The 17,286-nt window shown below is 51.8% G+C and carries 19 protein-coding genes; 7 read left to right on the plus strand and 12 right to left on the minus strand.

Annotation, left to right across the window (positions count from 1 at the left end; genetic code table 11):
* Positions 1–127 precede the first annotated feature (127 nt).
* Positions 128–658 carry a GNAT family N-acetyltransferase gene (locus MHH78_RS22840; RefSeq protein WP_341168893.1) on the plus strand — a complete coding sequence of 177 codons (531 nt, stop codon included), beginning with the start codon at positions 128–130 and terminating at the stop codon, positions 656–658.
* A gap of 89 nt (positions 659–747) precedes the next feature.
* Here MHH78_RS22840 and MHH78_RS22845 read toward each other — a convergent pair whose 3' ends face one another.
* The 8 genes from MHH78_RS22845 to MHH78_RS22875 all read right to left on the minus strand — a co-directional run bounded on the left by MHH78_RS22845 (position 748) and on the right by MHH78_RS22875 (position 4,851).
* Complete coding sequence (locus MHH78_RS22845; RefSeq protein WP_341168894.1) at positions 748–1,143, minus strand: LytTR family transcriptional regulator DNA-binding domain-containing protein; 396 nt, start codon at positions 1,141–1,143, stop codon at positions 748–750.
* 17 nt (positions 1,144–1,160) lie between these two features.
* The gene (locus MHH78_RS33970; protein ID WP_081751311.1) at positions 1,161–1,295 is read right to left on the minus strand and encodes a cyclic lactone autoinducer peptide; all 135 of its coding nucleotides are present in this window, start codon (positions 1,293–1,295) and stop codon (positions 1,161–1,163) included.
* Positions 1,296–1,297: 2 nt separating this feature from the next.
* The gene (locus tag MHH78_RS22850; protein ID WP_341168895.1) at positions 1,298–1,825 is read right to left on the minus strand and encodes an accessory gene regulator ArgB-like protein; all 528 of its coding nucleotides are present in this window, start codon (positions 1,823–1,825) and stop codon (positions 1,298–1,300) included.
* Positions 1,818–2,441: a hypothetical protein gene (locus MHH78_RS22855; RefSeq protein ID WP_155991628.1), complete on the minus strand. Its 624-nt coding sequence runs from the start codon at positions 2,439–2,441 to the stop codon at positions 1,818–1,820. The genes MHH78_RS22850 and MHH78_RS22855 overlap by 8 nt, the downstream gene beginning before the upstream one ends.
* A gap of 183 nt (positions 2,442–2,624) precedes the next feature.
* Complete coding sequence (locus MHH78_RS22860) at positions 2,625–3,191, minus strand: hypothetical protein (RefSeq protein ID WP_076074224.1); 567 nt, start codon at positions 3,189–3,191, stop codon at positions 2,625–2,627.
* 163 nt (positions 3,192–3,354) lie between these two features.
* A complete protein-coding gene (locus MHH78_RS22865; RefSeq protein WP_076074222.1) occupies positions 3,355–4,026 on the minus strand; it encodes a stalk domain-containing protein in 672 nt (223 codons plus the stop codon).
* A gap of 83 nt (positions 4,027–4,109) precedes the next feature.
* On the minus strand, positions 4,110–4,244 hold the full coding sequence (locus tag MHH78_RS22870; protein ID WP_340826917.1) for a hypothetical protein: 135 nt from the start codon (positions 4,242–4,244) through the stop codon (positions 4,110–4,112).
* Between the two features lie 172 nt (positions 4,245–4,416).
* Entirely contained in the window at positions 4,417–4,851 is a 435-nt protein-coding gene (locus tag MHH78_RS22875; protein WP_076074219.1) for a VOC family protein, read from the minus strand.
* A gap of 202 nt (positions 4,852–5,053) precedes the next feature.
* On the opposite strand from MHH78_RS22875, the gene MHH78_RS22880 reads away from it, so the two are divergent.
* Entirely contained in the window at positions 5,054–6,109 is a 1,056-nt protein-coding gene (locus MHH78_RS22880) for a LacI family DNA-binding transcriptional regulator (protein ID WP_340941404.1), read from the plus strand.
* 115 nt (positions 6,110–6,224) lie between these two features.
* Positions 6,225–8,660 carry a GH36-type glycosyl hydrolase domain-containing protein gene (locus tag MHH78_RS22885; RefSeq protein WP_341168896.1) on the plus strand — a complete coding sequence of 812 codons (2,436 nt, stop codon included), beginning with the start codon at positions 6,225–6,227 and terminating at the stop codon, positions 8,658–8,660.
* A 90-nt stretch (positions 8,661–8,750) separates the two neighbouring features.
* Here MHH78_RS22885 and MHH78_RS22890 read toward each other — a convergent pair whose 3' ends face one another.
* On the minus strand, positions 8,751–10,742 hold the full coding sequence (locus MHH78_RS22890; RefSeq protein ID WP_341168897.1) for a glycoside hydrolase family 127 protein: 1,992 nt from the start codon (positions 10,740–10,742) through the stop codon (positions 8,751–8,753).
* A gap of 168 nt (positions 10,743–10,910) precedes the next feature.
* Here MHH78_RS22890 and MHH78_RS22895 point away from each other — a divergent pair, with 168 nt between their 5' ends.
* Positions 10,911–11,783 carry a helix-turn-helix transcriptional regulator gene (locus tag MHH78_RS22895; RefSeq protein ID WP_340953531.1) on the plus strand — a complete coding sequence of 291 codons (873 nt, stop codon included), beginning with the start codon at positions 10,911–10,913 and terminating at the stop codon, positions 11,781–11,783.
* Between the two features lie 12 nt (positions 11,784–11,795).
* On the opposite strand, the gene MHH78_RS22900 is transcribed toward MHH78_RS22895, so the two are convergent.
* The gene (locus tag MHH78_RS22900; protein ID WP_036729570.1) at positions 11,796–12,011 is read right to left on the minus strand and encodes a hypothetical protein; all 216 of its coding nucleotides are present in this window, start codon (positions 12,009–12,011) and stop codon (positions 11,796–11,798) included.
* Between the two features lie 116 nt (positions 12,012–12,127).
* On the opposite strand from MHH78_RS22900, the gene MHH78_RS22905 reads away from it, so the two are divergent.
* The 3 genes from MHH78_RS22905 to MHH78_RS22915 all read left to right on the plus strand — a co-directional run bounded on the left by MHH78_RS22905 (position 12,128) and on the right by MHH78_RS22915 (position 14,041).
* Positions 12,128–12,709, plus strand: a complete 582-nt coding sequence (locus MHH78_RS22905) for a YitT family protein (RefSeq protein ID WP_341168898.1) — start codon at positions 12,128–12,130, stop codon at positions 12,707–12,709.
* A 99-nt stretch (positions 12,710–12,808) separates the two neighbouring features.
* Positions 12,809–13,576 carry a threonine/serine exporter family protein gene (locus MHH78_RS22910; RefSeq protein ID WP_081751313.1) on the plus strand — a complete coding sequence of 256 codons (768 nt, stop codon included), beginning with the start codon at positions 12,809–12,811 and terminating at the stop codon, positions 13,574–13,576.
* A gap of 27 nt (positions 13,577–13,603) precedes the next feature.
* On the plus strand, positions 13,604–14,041 hold the full coding sequence (locus MHH78_RS22915) for a threonine/serine exporter family protein (RefSeq protein WP_076074203.1): 438 nt from the start codon (positions 13,604–13,606) through the stop codon (positions 14,039–14,041).
* Positions 14,042–14,153: 112 nt separating this feature from the next.
* Here MHH78_RS22915 and MHH78_RS22920 read toward each other — a convergent pair whose 3' ends face one another.
* Complete coding sequence (locus tag MHH78_RS22920; RefSeq protein ID WP_341168899.1) at positions 14,154–16,184, minus strand: Na+/H+ antiporter; 2,031 nt, start codon at positions 16,182–16,184, stop codon at positions 14,154–14,156.
* 180 nt (positions 16,185–16,364) lie between these two features.
* Positions 16,365–17,231 carry a VOC family protein gene (locus MHH78_RS22925; protein ID WP_076074198.1) on the minus strand — a complete coding sequence of 289 codons (867 nt, stop codon included), beginning with the start codon at positions 17,229–17,231 and terminating at the stop codon, positions 16,365–16,367.
* Positions 17,232–17,286 lie beyond the last annotated feature (55 nt).

Genomic DNA, 17,286 nt, shown 5'->3' on the forward strand with positions numbered 1-17,286 from the left:
GATTAACATTCTCCCCTGTATTCTATATAATAGAGACAGCTTACACACGGAAAGGACTGAACTATGCGCAGATATCAATAGTTGTACCTCACCAATACCATATATATTTAATGGAGGTAACTTATTGATGATTACAGAATTACAAACCGAGAGATTAGTATTAAGACAAATGCGCACCGCCGATTCAGCCAGCCTGTTCCCGATCTGGTCCGATCCTGAAGTCACCCGGTTCATGAATATCAGCAGCTTCACGGATGAGAGTCAGGCCGTGGAGATGATTGAGCTGCTTCATAAGTTAGCTACCGAGAATCAGGCGATCCGCTATTCCATCACGGAAGCAGAATCCGGCCGGATTATCGGCTCCTGTGGTTTCAATGCGCTGGACTATGACAATGCCAAAACAGAGATCGGTTATGACCTTAGCCGCGAGTGCTGGGGAAAAGGATATGTGCCTGAAGCCCTTCGCGCACTAATTGATTATGCGTTCGATACACTGGGCTTCAATAGAATTGAAGCAAAGGTCGAGCCTGCTAATATCAATTCTATTAAGGTACTGCAGAAATTAAACTTTTCGCTGGAAGGAATATTGAGACAGAGTGAGCGGTCCAAAGAAACATTCATTGATCTGTGTATGTATTCCAGATTAGCTACAGATTAAGCTGACATGAATACAGGCTGACCCGGGCGCTACAAAATGAACTGCGCTGGGTCAGCCTTATTTTATATACAAACCTCCAAAAAAATAAGCTACCACTGGGGCAGCTCCACTACTTGAATATCCGATGCGGATGTTTTTACGTATTTGAGAATTTCTTTATAGCCCTTCTCTGACAGAAAACACTTTTGCTCGACTCCTCTGTGGTCTTCCCCAAAATAAGCAATATGAAACGTCTTATCCAGCTGGATAATGTTAGAAACCTGAATTAACGTGTTTCTATCTGCTAGAACGAAATTATATCCTGAACTGGCCAGGGTATTAAGCCAATATTTCAGCGTACCTACTGTATAAAAGGTCTGATCGTACGTATGGACAATGATCCGATAGATAGTCCGTTCAAATTCCATAAACGTTATTTTTGCAATATCGAGTGAGAATACACCAGTGTTTCCCTCTGTGTCTCTAGTAACAGATATCGTGCTCAAAGGGATCAACTCCAATGTTATTTAAGTAACTCTTCAGGAACCTCCGGTTGATTAATGTATAATACACTTGCTGTAACCAACACGATAAGGGCAGCCAAGGCGGACAAACCAGAAGCAAGCTTATACACTACTTTGCGCTGCAAAGCTCTCATTGTCAGATGTTCACCTCCCTTCTAGCTATAATCAGACTGATGGATTGCGCCAAAAAGCTGGCTGCGATAACAGATGAGCCTATAACGATATTGGCAGCTACCAGCAGTAACGCCACGATTCTCAGCTTAGGCCAGTGCCGCCTCGGAATCCGGGTCTGTCGTTCAATCCCAATGGGCGCCAGCCACAGAACTATTAACAGACTCGCTGCATTCAATAACATAACGTAGAAGGAGCTAAGCTCCACGAAGGACAGTACTGTGAACAAGCTTACCGTAAACAAGACACAGGCTATACCAGACTTTAGATGGACCCCGCCCGACGCCTGACGTAATACGGCAAAGGAGATCAGAATCTGCAGAGCTTCACTTGTCCTGCCTGTCAAAAGGGATACTACCAGCGTCAGCCCAATAATAAACACCACATTAAGCACTACGCTAATAGCAAATTTCAGGACAGCGTAGGATGCCGGGTGCTCAGGTACGATATTTTTAATCGTAAATGCCAGCTTGCCGGACATGAATTCAAGCATCTTCCCGCTCCCTCCGGGTGGAATAATATAGAAGGAATACAGTCATCACCAGGAAAATCAAGGCATTTAGCAGAATATCATTATAGTAGAGTAGCACTGAAATCCCTATTACGAAGCCGAAAATCAGCAGAGACAGCAGGATATCTTCTATCTTAAAGCGGAGTTTATCCAAGTCGAACGTGAAGCCCTTGCCTTTGCGGTACAGAAGCCCAAAAATACCGAACACCGCTGCCGCAGTCGCTACCTGCAGAAAATATCCGTTCGCGGTACTACCAATATTCGATATAGATCCAAACATGAGCAGGGTGAGCAGCGTCTGAATCCCGGCAAAAATAGCAAATCCTGATATTGTTGCGATGATGGATAGAATGAGCGGCATCCTCACCACCGCAGCGAAAAAGAAGATAAAAATCAAGATTAAAACAAGTGGTGCAACATTCGACATGCCCAGTTCATTGCGTAACAGATAGCTTTGCAGATTGTTCAGCAAGATGACAAATAAAGCCTGCCAGATGTACCATCTCCACTTGAATCTATAGAGAGACATAATCAGATAATAGAGCGCAAGCGTCTCTATCGTTGAGAAAAACATAAATCCTACAGGTTCCCACGACAAACCATAACACCGCCTGACTAATTTTCGTTCACAAGATTAATTATATATCCCCGCCGCACCTGACGTATACTACTTAATTACAAAATTCGACACTTTTTGCTCAGTCACGAAAAACATCCGTTGGCCGCTCTGAATCGAGCCTCAACGGATGTTCCTCTGGGTACAGCAGCTTGGCTGTCCGTATTAAATTTCAGACCAAATGACGTTAACCTCCACAGTTCCCTCCTGGGACGCAAGCGGACCGCCAATGATTGACCAGCTCTGCTTATCGTCCTTAGTGTTGCCTTGAATAATCAGGTTCTTGGGATCGATAGTCTTCACGGACTGATCGCCCAGCTTGGAAGCTAGATAATCATCATAGAGCTTCGTTACCGATTCCATACTATCCGTTGTTCTAAAAATCAGCAATGCCGTCTTCTTACCCTCATTCTCCTCCGCATTCGAAAGAATAGTCTCTGTTACATTCTCCGGCATCGGGAAGTCCTCCGGCAGATATTTCGGCAGGTCCGCAGATCCAGCAGCCGTCTCGTTGCTTCCGGCCGTCGCCTCAGGGGTCTGTTCAGGCTCTGTCGTTGGTGCTGGAGTCTGTTCGGCCTCTGTTGTCGGCGCTGGAGTCTGCACAGTCTCTGTTGCCGGTGCAGTGGTCTGCATCGATTCGGTGGACGGCTTATCCTCAGCATTACCGCAGGCACTGAGGGCCAATAGGGACAACGTCAAGGATAAGGACATTATTAGCTTTTTGGTGTACATCTTCTCACTCCTCGTCAATTCATTGAAAGTTACATGGCCAGTTAGATTCACAGGCTTACCGGATAGTACCCATTTTCTTTTTCCTCAAAACAACGAATAAACAAAAAGAAGCCCGGAAGCCAAGGCTCCCGGGTCATTCGTGAATGATGTATAAGTTCAGAATTTATTTAAAATACGATGTCGTAAGCGGAACGAAGACCGAGGTTCCATCCTTCACATCTCCGTTGACATACAGGCTGCTTACTCCGGCAATATCCACTTCGATGGTAGTAAGCCCGCTGGCCGGGTCAATGGTCTGCTTCTTCAACACAGTATTGGTGTCGCTGTCTTGTACCGCGAAGTCTTTAATCTCTCCGCCGATCGCGGCTACCTGGAGATAAAGCTTCTGATATTTTTTGTTCGGGTGGAGCATGAATGAAGTGCCGCGGTCACCACTGGCGTTATCGAAGAAGACATCCTTGTAATCCTTGTCCTTGAAGACCGTCTTGCCCGGATCTTTGGTGTGATACATGTCATCAAAACCTGTAGCGATTGGTACGCCCGCTGTCTGCTCTCCCAGAGATATGGTGTTGGTTGCAGCATCGAACTTAACGGTAACTCCCAGCAGATCGGATACGGAACGGACCGGCAGATACGTTGTATCCTTATAGGAAATTGGGGCAACCACCGCACCGCTGCCATTCTTAAGCTGTACGGGCTGGCCGTTCATCTTGAATTTGATGCTTGGATTGAGATATGCCTTGATCTCCTGCAGGTTGGCTCCGGCGTACACACCTGTGCCCATTCCTCCAAGTACGGCAAATGCAGTCAGTGCAGCAGTCATCTTCTTCTTCATTCGATCATACTCCTCTCCATTTATAACAAATTTGAATATTCCTTATTGGGAGTATAATAAATCCTGCCATCAGATGCAATCATTCAGAAATCATCTCTCCGGTGAGCCGCTTCGTAACGTTCGCGTATCTCCAGATTTTTGGAGTGATTGTACAAATCCAGCGCAATGATTCCCCTACGGGCAAGCTTCACCACCAGCACAAATAAATATATCCCCATTCCCAGACAAGTCAACCATAGTAAAAGAGCAAAAATACTGAACCCTCCAGCGAGCAAGGACCCAAAACCTGTCATATACACAGCTTACATCCCCCATTCAAAATGATATAAGATCTATATCCTAATCATAACAAGTTTGGCACGTTTGTGTAAGGAATGCAAAGTAAATAGCCTATTCAGCCCTATACTTACCCGTGATTTCAATCAAATTACCATCTGGATCTTCCAGCATGAAACAGTAATATGGACGCACAACATTAATATAGAAAATCTCTGAGACTGAACCAATATTCAGTGATTTTATTCTCTCGTACTCTGCATTCAAATCGGTAACGTTGAAGTTAAGGATTGCATTATTTCCATACCGCAGCCCGCCCTCCTCCTTGTAATTCAAATAGGCTTCATTGAAATGATCCGACACATCGCTGCTATTCCTTATCAGTTCCTTATCAAATTCGGGATTCCACAGGGCAAGGGTATTCCCACAGTGGAATTCTACCCAGCGCTCCGGCTTTCTGGATTCCGCTCTCCTATTTAATAATGCTTCGTAAAAGGTAATCGAACCTTTCATATCCCGAACGACTAGATACGTACAACCCAGTTGCATAGGAATGCATCTCCTCATCTTTAGTAGACTTATTCTTCATAAAAAACACTATAACAAACATATGTTCCTATAAATATGAGAATTTATACATCTCGCGGGCAAAAACTTTCAAACTAAAATCTTCCGGCAAACGATTGACCTCCAGCCCGGTTTATTTTACAATAAACTCATAAACGCGCGTTTACATTAGAGGGGGTACATTATGCGAAGCGAAGATATTGCCAAGCTAGCCGGGGTTTCGCGAAGCACCGTATCCCGTGTGATCAACAACTATTCCAATGTCCCTGAAGAGACCCGGGCCAAGGTGCTGAAGGTGATTGAACAGCATCAGTACGAGCCGAACAGCTTCGCCCGGGCGCTGGCCGGCAAGAAGACCGACACGATCGGGCTGTTTGCCATCAGCATGAACGAGAAGGAGAATGCGACGCGGATCTATCAGAATAATTACTTTGCCCCGTTCGTCGATGCTGTGGTAGATACGTCGAATGCCCGCGGCTGTTATGTTCTGATTCACACCGTCTATTCTCCCGACGACTTCCTGAAGGTCAAGCAGGCCTTCCTGCAGAAACGGATTGACGGCGGCATTATTGTCGGGACCCAGAAGGATATCGGGATTGTACGGGAAATGGTCGGTCTCAGCGCTCCGCTGGTGCTGATCGATTATGACATTTCAGAGATTATGTCAGAGCATCTGGACCGCAATCATCTCGCCATTGTGAATTCCAAGGATTATGAAGGTACGGTAGAAGCCATTGAGTACTTAATCGGTCTCGGTCATCAGGAGATCGGCATGATCTGTGGACGGATGAATACTTATTCCGGGCGGGAGCGCTACATGGCATACGAGAATACGCTGAAGCGCCATGGACTTGCCCTGCAGAAGGACTTCGTCCTTCAGGGTGATTTTCTCAAGGAGACCGCCTATCAGGAAGTGAAGAAGCTGCTGGATTCTGGCGGCCCGCTGCCGACAGCCTTCTTCTCTTCCAATGACGATATGGCTATCTCGGCGATGGAAGCGTTCTCGGAGCATGGCATTTCCGTGCCGGAGGATATCTCCATTGCGGGGTTCGACGATGTGCAGCTTGCTGCGCGGATTCATCCCAAGCTGACCTCCGTCCGTCTGCCGATTTATGAAATGTCCAAGGCCGCTGTCGAGAAGGTCATTGAGCTGTGCGATTCACAGCAGCCGACCTTCAGCACCATCAGCTTCCCGGCGCGCCTGATCACCAGAGATTCCTGTCAGCCGCCGAAGAAGTAGAGCTTTACTCCGATTTAGACTGATACAGACCGATTCAGAAAAATCCCTTGCCCCGAGGGAATTTTTTCTCCGCTCTGTAAACGCGCGTTCACAATCGAAAGGAGACTTGTCTCTCATGAAATTCGGAACTTTTGACGACACCCGCAAAGAGTATGTAATCAACACCCCCAAAACACCTTATCCTTGGATTAACTACCTCGGCAACGAGCAGTTTTTCGGCCTGATCTCTAATACTGCCGGGGGCTACACCTTCTACCGCGATGCGCGGATGAGAAGACTTACCCGTTACCGGTATAACAATATTCCGCTGGATACCGGCGGCCGCTATTACTATCTGTACGATGGCGGGGACTTCTGGACACCGGGCTGGATGCCGGTGAAGCGGGATCTCGACTTCTACGAATGCCGCCACGGCCTTGGCTACACTTCTATTACAGGCGAGCGTAACGGCATTTCCGTGAATCAGCTTGCTTTTGTACCGATGGGCCACAATGCGGAAGTTCACCGTCTGGTTGTTAAGAACACAGGCGATGTGAAGAAGACCGTGAAGCTATTCTCTTTTGCCGAGTTCTGCCTGTGGAATGCCAACGATGATATGACCAACTTCCAGCGTAACCTCAGCACCGGCGAAGTAGAAGTGAAGGATTCCGTCATTTATCACAAAACAGAATACCGCGAGCGCAGAAACCACTACGCCTTCTATTCTGTAAATAAAGAAATTGCCGGCTTCGATACGGACCGCGAATCCTTCGTGGGCATGTACAATGGCCTGGATGCTCCGCAGGCGGTTGCTGCCGGCGAGGCTACTAACTCTGTCGCCAGCGGCTGGTCGCCGATCGGCTCCCACGCCCTCGACATTACGCTGGAGCCGGGTGAAGCGCAGAGCTTCATCTTCGTCCTCGGCTATATAGAGAACCCTGAGGATGAGAAATGGGAAGCCCTGAACGTGATCAACAAGAAGCCGGCTCAGGCTGTTATTGATCAGTTCGCTACCGATGCCCAGGTGGATGCCGCCCTGGAGGTTCTGGCTGCGCATTGGGATAACCTGCTGTCCAAATACCAGATTAAGAGCGGGGACGACAAGCTGAACCGGATGGTGAACATCTGGAATCCGTACCAGTGTATGGTTACCTTCAACATGTCCCGTTCCGCTTCCTACTTCGAATCCGGCATTGGCCGCGGTATGGGCTTCCGCGATTCCAACCAGGACTTGCTCGGCTTCGTCCACCAGATTCCAGAGCGCGCCAGAGAACGTATTCTCGATATCGCCGCTACCCAGTTCCCTGACGGCAGCGCGTATCACCAGTACCAGCCGCTAACCAAGAAGGGCAACAATGAAGTCGGCTCCGGCTTCAATGATGATCCGCTCTGGCTGATCTCGGGTACAGCAGCCTATATTAAGGAGACCGGCGATTATTCGATCCTTGATGAGCAGGTTCCTTTTGACAGCAATCCGGATCACACTGCAACCCTGTTCGAGCATCTTAAGCTGAGCTTCGAGCATGTCACGAACAACCTCGGGCCTCACGGCCTGCCGCTGATCGGACGCGCGGACTGGAATGACTGTCTGAACCTGAACTGCTTCTCCACCGAGCCGGGCGAATCGTTCCAGACTACGGAGAATATCGCAGGCGGCGTAGCGGAATCCGTGTTCATTGCAGGTCTGTTCGTCTTCGTTGGACCGGACTATGCCGAGATCTGCCGGATGCGCGGACTGGATGATGTAGCAGCTAACGCTGTTGCCAAGATCGAGAACATGAGTGCCATCACGTTGTCCCACGGCTTCGACGGCGACTGGTTCCTGCGCGCTTATGACCACTATGGCGACAAGATCGGCAGCAAGGAGAACGAGGAAGGCCAGATCTTCATTGAGCCGCAAGGCATGTGCGTAATGGCCGGAATCGGTGTAGAGAACGGTGAAGCAGCCCGCGCCCTGACTTCCGTGCAGGAACGTCTGGATACGGACTATGGTATCGTTTTGCAGCAGCCTCCGTATTCCAAGTACTATCTGAACCTGGGTGAAATCTCCACGTACCCTCCGGGCTACAAAGAGAATGCCGGGATCTTCTGCCATAACAACCCTTGGATCATGATTGCGGAGACGGTCCTTGGACACGGCGACAGAGCTTTTGAAATCTACAAAAAAATCGCTCCGGCCTACCTGGAGGACATCAGCGAAGTTCACCGGATGGAGCCTTATGTGTACTCTCAGATGATCGCCGGTAAAGATGCTGTACGTCACGGCGAAGCGAAGAACTCCTGGCTGACAGGAACAGCCGCATGGAACTATGTAGCGATTACACAGTCCATCCTGGGGATTCAGGCAGACTTTGCCGGGCTCAAGGTTGACCCTTGTATCCCTGCAGAATGGGACGGCTTCGAGATTACCCGCGTCTTCCGTGGCGACACTTATGTAATCTCGATCCAGAATCCGAACCATGTATCTAAAGGCGTAGCCAGCCTGACCCTCGACGGCACTGCCGTGGAAGGCAACATTATCGCTCCTGTGGGCGACGGTGCTGTTCATCAGGTTGTAGTCACTCTCGGCTAATTATCTATCACTCCTATAAAAGCATAACAACCCGGTTGTCCGCTTAGGCGGACAACCGGGTTGTTCGTTCATGGACAGGCGGCCCCGGAATTACTCCGGTATCCACACCTTCATCTCTCCGCTGCCGCGGTTGCCCCACAGATAGTACGGAATTGCCGTTACTTCCACCGGCTGTACTGCCGCCCTGGTGCTGCCGTAGAGTCCGCCACTCCAGCTCTGCTCCTCCACCCTGTAGCCCTCCGCCCGGATTACTACAGCTCCGCCAAGCAGCTCTTCATCGTAAGCCTCCTTGAACCTGCCCTCCTTGCTTAGAGATATTGAGCTTAGCGGCTCGCTGTTATCCGCAGATTCCAGACAATAGACCAGCGGCCCGTACTGAATAGCCGTCTTCCCGGCATTAGCCCGCAGTTCCGGGTGGGCGTATACACGGTGTGCTTCCATTGGAAGCATCAGCTCCACTATGTCACCGGGCTGCCACTCCCTGCGGATTACCGCATAGCCCTGCTCCAAAGCATCAAGTGCTGGAAGGAGCCCGCCATTGACGCTGATCCGGACCTTTCCGCTCCACGATGGAATACGCAGGGCGATACCGAACACCCCGGCTTCCGCAGGATCAACCTTCAGTGTGACTATGCCCTCCCATGGAAGCTTGCTGGACTGAGTGACCTTCACCTCTGTTCCTCCAAGTAGGGTTCTAAGCTCACTTCCGATATACAGATTCGTATAGAGCGTATCGCTGTGTTCAGTGTAGATATACTGATTCAATGAGGTTAGCAGGCGCGCCACATTCGGCGGGCAGCAGGCACAGCCGAACCAGCCCTGGCGCTGCGCCTTCACATGCTGTTTGCCGGGATTACAGGTGCAGGCCTGCGGCCAGACCTCCAGCGGATTGACGTAGAAATAATGCTTGCCGTCCTGCGCCATCGAGCCGAGTACATTATTATAGAGCGCACGCTCCATCACATCCGCATAATGGCTATCTGTAGTCAATTCCAGCATTCGTCTGGCAAAAAAGATCAGCCCGATCGAAGCACAGGTCTCCGCATAGACCGTATCGTTAGGCAGATCGTAATCAAAGGTGAATGCTTCGCCGTGATGGGTGGAGCCGATTCCGCCAGTGATATACATCTGTCTCTCTGTCATATTGTTCCACAGGCGCAGGCACGCCTCGCGAAGTGCTTCATCTCCGGTCAGGCGGGCCAAGTCGGCCATGGCGGTATACATATAGACGGCGCGGACAGAGTGGCCTACGGCTACCGTCTGCTCACGGACCGGTATATGGGACTGATTGTAGGCCATATCGATATGATCCGTCTGGCCGCCCCAATGTGTAACCCTGCCCCGGCCCTCCCATTCCTGGCGCAGGAAGTTCGGCTCCTGCCCGCGCTGGTCAATGAAGAAGAGGCTGAGCTTCAGATACTTCTCCTCCCCTGTCAGCCGGTACAGCTTCACCAGCGCCAGCTCAATCTCCTGATGACCGTCGTAGCCCTTCAGCTTGCCTTCCTCCGGTCTGAAGACAGAGTCGATATGATCGGCCATACGGCGCATAATATTGAGCAGCTTGTCCTTACCTGTCGCTTCATAATAAGCCACTGCAGCTTCGATGAAATGTCCGGCGCAATACAGTTCATGGCAATCCTGGAGATTTGTCCAGCGCTTGCCCGGCTCCTTGACAGTGAAGTAAGTGTTCAGGTATCCGTCGGCCTGCTGTGCTTCTCCTACCAGATCAATCACCTCGTCCGCCTGGCGTTCCAGCTCCGGGTCCCGCCGGATGCTGAGGGAATAAGCCGTTGCCTCCAGCCACTTGGCTACATCGCTGTCCTGGAAGACCATGCCCCCGAACTTACCCTGTCTTCTTCCGGCAGCGATTTCAAAATTGGCAATGGCATGGCTCGGTTCAGCCCCGGCCACGCGGTCATGAAGCGCCTCATATTGATAAGGAATCACTGTCTCCTGCACCAACCGGATATAACGGTCCCAGAATTCATCCTGAACGTACACTCTGTGGCCTCCCTGATCCGAATGACCGGAACGATCTGGTTGAACGGTTGTCCGAACCTTTGCACCTTCAAATTGACTCATTGTAGCATCTCCTCTTCAGCATTTCGTCCTCGCTAATTGCCATTATAGACGGTACAATATAACAAAAACAGAAGCATAAACAACCCCGTTTTTGTACTATTTCACACAACTTTTATATAAGGGTTAGCAATGTTAATTCAGGACACATGCCTTTCTAAGGAGCTGCTAATGACACTTAATTCTTCCTATATTCATCTGGCCGCACCGCCCTTCCCCTATTTCCTGGAATGCGGCCGTACCGTCTATTTGCCCGGAGACCAGCATCCGAACCGCAGCCGTATGGGCAAATTCGATCTGATCATCGTGGAGCAGGGATGCCTGCACATTGGAGAGGAGCATACAGAATGGGCAGTGGGCGCCGGGCATACCCTGCTGCTGCTGCCTGACCGCTACCATTATTCAGTGCAGCCGTGTGATGCAGAGACAATCTTCACCTGGGTTCATTTTCACACGGTGGGAGAATGGACGGAATCAGCGGGTGAGCCGGTATATGCGGACCGGGAAACGCATTTCCGGCAGTTTCTTACCCACCCCTATACCATCCGTATTCCCCAGTTCGGACCGCTACCTGCCCCCTTCGCACGGAGCGGCCAGGCCGGGCAGTTGCTGCAGCTGAACCATAGCAGGCGCTCAAGCGCCGTGTGGCAGCAGCAGCGTATCTTCGAGGAGATGCTGCGGACGATGGATCTGGCCCGGCAAGATACGGCCGGAAGCCAGGCAGACGAGATTGCTGAGCAGACGGAGGCCTATCTGCGGAATCATTATATGGAAGAAGTCACGAATACCTCTCTGGCAGATGCCCTGCATTTTCACTACAATTACCTGGCCCGCTGCATGAAGCGTGTCTACGGGCTTACGCCCATGGAGTACCTGACCGATTACCGGCTGGAGCAGGCCAAGCTTCTGCTGCTTAAGACAGAGATCCCGATTGCGGCAATCGCAGAGCGCACCGGCTTCGAGAGTACAGCTTACTTCTCCCGGCGCTTCAGCCGCAAGGTCGGAATCTCTCCGCTGCGCTTCCGCAAGCGATATTCCCGCTGAGCATGAATGAACTTAGGCGGAACCCGGGGCAAGGATACGGAATTCGTGCAATTCCCGGCAGTAGGATAACCCGCGAATCCGTACGGACTGGGGCGTGTAGGCTCTGATCGGGCCCGCTTCCAGCTGCTGCTCCGGCCCGCTCTTCAGCAATACTGCCACCGGCACCTCCGATAGTGCAGCAGCCAGCAGCTCCATATCGGTCTCCAGTATTTTATAGAAATAACCCATTTCAGACTTCACCTGCTTTATGGTCAATGGATTCGGGCAGCGCAGATTTTTTAGCTATTTTTTTCCAGATGGGCGCATAAGGATTAAGACATGCCTTAATTCCGGAGATGTTGACTATGCGATCCTTCCCAAGCTATGTTATTATTCTGCTGGCCAGCCTGCTGATTGCAACAGGAACGAACTTCTTACTGGTCCCCTATAAAATCCTCGATGGAGGAATTATCGGCATTGCCCTCATTATTAATTATATCTCCGGCGCCAAAATCGGACTGTGCATTATGCTATGCAGTCTGCCTATCTTCCTGCTGGCCTGGTTCCGGCAACGGGAGATCTTCTACAACAGCATTCTGGGTCTACTGGCTTCCTCCCTGCTGATCGAGCTGCTCTTTCCGCTTCAGTATTACTTCCTGTACTATATTGAGCTGGGCTCCATTTCAAGCGCCATTATCGGCGGCTTCCTGATGGGCACCGGACTCGGGCTGATGCTGCGGTTCAAAGCCAGCACAGGCGGAACCGACCTGCTGGCCAGATTCATCCAACGCTACCTGCCGCTTAATGTCGGCCTGATTATCTTCCTGACGGACTTCCTGATCATCGGCGCTGGCGGAATTCTGATCTCCAAAGAGACCTTTTTCCATTCGATTCTGACGATTGTATCAGGAGGGGTCGCTACGGGATTATGCACGCTGGAAGAGTAAAAAAACGGGAATTGCCGGATGCTATGGAATAAAGGTTGAAATTTTCAGACTTTCAGGCGACAATCGAATAGATAACATTCCCGGGGAGGATTAGCGAAGTTGGATAGTACAAGCACGAATAGCAACACTTCCATACATGACATTGTCGATCTGTGCCTGCTGGCAGGCAAGATCATGCTGCAGAGCGGTGCAGAGACCTACCGTGTGGAGGATACCATGAGCCGGATGGCGGCGGCACTCGGCTTCCCCGGTGCGCATAGCTATGTCACGCCGACGGTCATTATGTTCACCACCAGCCGGACCGAGCCGGTGAAGCTGTTCCGGATCGCCGAACGGACGACAGACCTGCAAAAGGTATCCGAGGTCAATGACATCTCCCGGCGGCTGACCGAGCGCCAGCTGACAGCCGCCGAAGCGCGTGAGCGGCTCGGCGTGGTCGATGACGCAGCCCATGCTTACCCGGTATGGGTACAGATCGCAGCGGCAGCCTTGACCGGAGCCTGCTTCACGGTCATGTTCAAGGGCAGCCTGCAGGATGCTCTGCCGTCGCTGCTGATCTCCGGTACAGGCTTCGCAGCGGCCACTTATCTTCACCGTCTGGTGCAGTTTCGCTTCTTCGCGGAATTCATTGCTTCCTTCATTATCGGTCTGCTGGCCTTCTTCTCCGTCAAGCTCGGCGTGGGACGGGAGATGGACAAGATTATTATCGGCTGTGTAATGCCGCTCGTACCGGGGCTGCTCATCACCAATGCGGTCCGTGACCTGATGGCCGGGCATCTGGTATCCGGCATCTCCAAAGGGGCCGACGCCTTTCTGACTGCGTTCGCCATCGGGACCGGCATCGGGCTGGTCCTGTCCATTTTTTAACACCCACTTGAAAGAGGTCGTCCTGCCATGATTTTGCAATTAATCACCAGTTTCATCGCTGCCTCAACCTTCTGCATTCTATTCAATGCACCGGTGCGCGCGCTGCTGCAATGCGGCTTCGCCGGAATGATCGGCTGGATGCTGTACCTGCTGCTGGATTACAGTTCCGATACTGTCGTCGCAACCTTTGGTGCTACCGTTGTGGTCGGACTGATCAGCCAGTTTTTTGCGCGTTCCTTCAAGATGCCCGTCATTATCTTCAGTGTCGGCGGCATCATCCCGCTTGTGCCGGGCGGTCTTGCGTATGATGCCATGCGGAGGTTCGTGGAGAATGATAATAACCTCGGCATCCAGTATGGGGTTCAGGCGCTCCTGCTGTCCGGAGCCATTGCGGCCGGTCTGGTGCTAAGCGAGGTGCTCGGACAGATGTTTTTGCGTATCAAGAAATTGCCCAAACAACCGTAAGGCTCCATTTCACAGACAAGCCCGCTTGCAGCAAGGACCCCGGGTCCCTGCGCAAGCGGGCTTTGTATATTGTATCAGGTAAAATATATTGCAACACCGGCGCTCTAACAGTCTAATCCTCCCAGATTGAGGTTTCGAGCTGATCGACGAACCGCCGCAGCCTGCCGGCAATCTTAAGATTAATTGCCCCGTTCTGATACATCTCCTGCACGGTATTCCGCTGCTCCTGAATCGCCTGCAGCTTCAGCTCCAGCTTGTCATCATCCAGTACGCCGTCATTGCTCCAGCCTTCCCCCTGCTCCAGCCTGGATTCCAGCCGTTCGTACTTGTCGATGACCTTCTGTGAGGCGAGCCGGTTCTCATCACTCATTCCTGCACTAACGGCGGATACTGCCGCCTGGCACATCGCAATCTTTGCCGTCCGCGCACTTTCGGCATTCTGCAGGGCGAGCTGTCCTTCTTCCCCGCTGAGCTTACCTGAGAACAGTCCAGAGAACAGCCGCTGAATTTCTGTTAAAGAGAATTTAATCTGCGTATTCAGCCGTTTGCACAGCAGAGACTCCGTATGATCCAGCAGCTCCTCCATCTTCACGGCAACAGGCTCCGGCAGCGCCCCGTTCTCCATGATCCGCCGCAACTCCGTGCGTTCGGCTTCGAGCGCACTCTTGCGTGCCTCGACACCCAGACGGAGGAACTGCTCATGGGCCGGGTCATGATCCGGTCTTGCAGCACACAGTCTGTCAACCTTATCTGTGAATTCCAGCAGCACAGGCTGTGTTGAGCGCTCCGGGCTCTCAGAGACCAAGCTGCGCAGCATCGACATCCCGGCATCAATGACCACATTTCTGGCCGCCAGCTCCGTATTCCCGTATACAGCTCCGGCGCTCTGAACTACGGTCTCTTCACTGTCCGCAAGCAGCGGAAGGAAGATGCTGGCGATGACCAGTGACATCAGAATCACTCCTGCCGCCAGCGCAATAATGAGATCCCGCTCCGGAAAAGGTGTCACCCCGTCGCCAAGCACCAGCGGAATAGAGAAGGCACCTGCAAGGGTAACCGCTCCCCGCACCCCTGAGATCGAGGTAATAATCTGTGACTTCAGCGGGGCCTTCTCTGCCTTCAGCCGCTTACTCTCCCATAAGGAGTAACCATAGACCCACAGAAACCGCAGCATAATCAGCAGCGCCGTGATCGCCAGAACATAGCCGGCAACCATGAAGTTATTCAGCGTCTGATCCCGGTAAATCACCTCGATCACATCCGGAACGGACACACCGAGAATCAGGAAGACCAGCCCGTTCAGCACCAGCAGCAGCACTGACCAGGTACTGGCGGATACAAGCTGAAGCTTATATTGCGGAGAGACGGCCCGGTCCTTCTCAATGGCGTACATGACACCCCCTGCCACAACGGCCAGAATGCCCGAGACCCCGATCTCCTCGCTGATCAGATAAATAATGAACGGGGTAAGGATCTGCAGCAGTACATGGATGGTCACATCCTCCATGCCGAACCTGCGGATGAACACGCTGAGCCGGATCAGCAGGAATGACAGCACTGCACCAAGCAGCAGTCCTCCTGCGGCAATCAGCACAAAGCTAAGGGATGCCTTAGGCAGAGAGAACACTCCGGTAACCATGGCTGCAATCGCAAATTTAAAGGCGACCAGGCCGGAGGCATCGTTCATCAGCGATTCTCCTTCGAGAATCCGGTGGATGCTTTTGGGAAGATGAACCCGTCCAGCCAGCGCACTTACCGCTACCGCATCGGTAGGAGACAGAATGGCCGCCAGTGCGAAGGACGCTGCCAGCGGAATCGAGGGAATCATCCAGTTGATCGCATAGCCCGCCACAAATACCGTGACAAACACAAGTCCCAGCGCCAGCAGCAGAATCGGTGCCCTAAGGTTCCACAACTCACCGCGCGGCGTCCGCCGCCCGTCATTGAAGAGCAGTGGAGCAATGAATAATACAAAAAACAGCTCAGGCTCGAAGTGCATATGTATTCCCGTCGGAATTAGTGCAGCAATGATTCCTAGTCCGATCTGAATCAGGGGAACCGGGACAAACGGAATGAAGCGGTTCAATATATTCGATACGGCGATTAATCCAAGCATCAACAGCACAGCCAGAAAAGTCTCCAATTCCATCATCTCCCCGTCTGATAATCAATTATAATATGGCAGTGACCCGGCTAACGTCAACAAACGGAAGGCACAGCGGAATTTACAATCTCCGCCCGTACCTTCCGTTGCCTTATCATTCACAGCTTCCGTCGCTGGTCTAGCAGTAAATAGTAACGCGATGCTGTCCGCCCTGTTATTTTAGCGTTTCACTAGCAGCTGTATGCCTATATTCCACGGGTCCCTTAGAGTGATGATACCGCCCTCTTCTTCCACACGGTATCCGGCACGCTTCACACGTTCAGCGGCTTCACGCACATCCTGAATGTCCGGGAGCAGCAGTGTAAAATAATCGATGCCCGCCGCATTCGCCGGAGCCGCCGGAGCCCCCTTGCCAGCCCAGGTATTCAGTCCCATATGATGATGATAGCCGCCAGCCGAAATGAACATGGCCGCATCGCCGTAATGGGCGGTCACCGTGAATCCAAGCGCATCCACGTAGAATTTCTTGGCTTCTGCCAGATCGCCTACATGGAAGTGAACATGACCCATTACAGTGCCCGCAGGCAGCCCGGTCCAGCTCAGGCCCTCCGATGCAGCCAGCAGACCGTCCACATCCACCGGATCGGTGGTCATGACCACATTGCCTGTTGCTTCATACTTCCAGGTGTCACGGGGCCTGTCGCGGTACAGCTCGATTCCGTTATGATCAGGGTCTTCGATGTATAGAGCTTCGCTGACCAGATGATCCCCCTGGCCGACCGAAATCCCGGAGTCGATCAGATTGCGCAGCACCAGTCCCAGAGAAGGCCGGTCCGGCAGCAGAATCGCAAAATGGTATAGTCCGGCCACCGAGTTCCGGCGCAGCACCTGAGCCTGCTCAATCTCCCGCAGGACAAGCAGCACCTGCCGGCCATCCGCCGTCAGTTCTACCACGCGCCCTTGCTGCCGCAGGATTTTCAGTCCGATCACATTCTGATAAAAGCTGAGCGAGCGCTCCATATTACTTACACGAATCTGTACAAGTCCAATTTCCAGTGCCTGCGGTAATATAGCTGTTGCTGTCATAGGAATCCCTCCTGAAATGAATATAGGCTAATTCAAATACAATCTCCGGTGCATA

The organism is Paenibacillus sp. FSL H3-0333 (genome assembly GCF_038002805.1).
GTDB classification, from domain to species: domain Bacteria; phylum Bacillota; class Bacilli; order Paenibacillales; family Paenibacillaceae; genus Paenibacillus_AQ; species Paenibacillus_AQ silagei.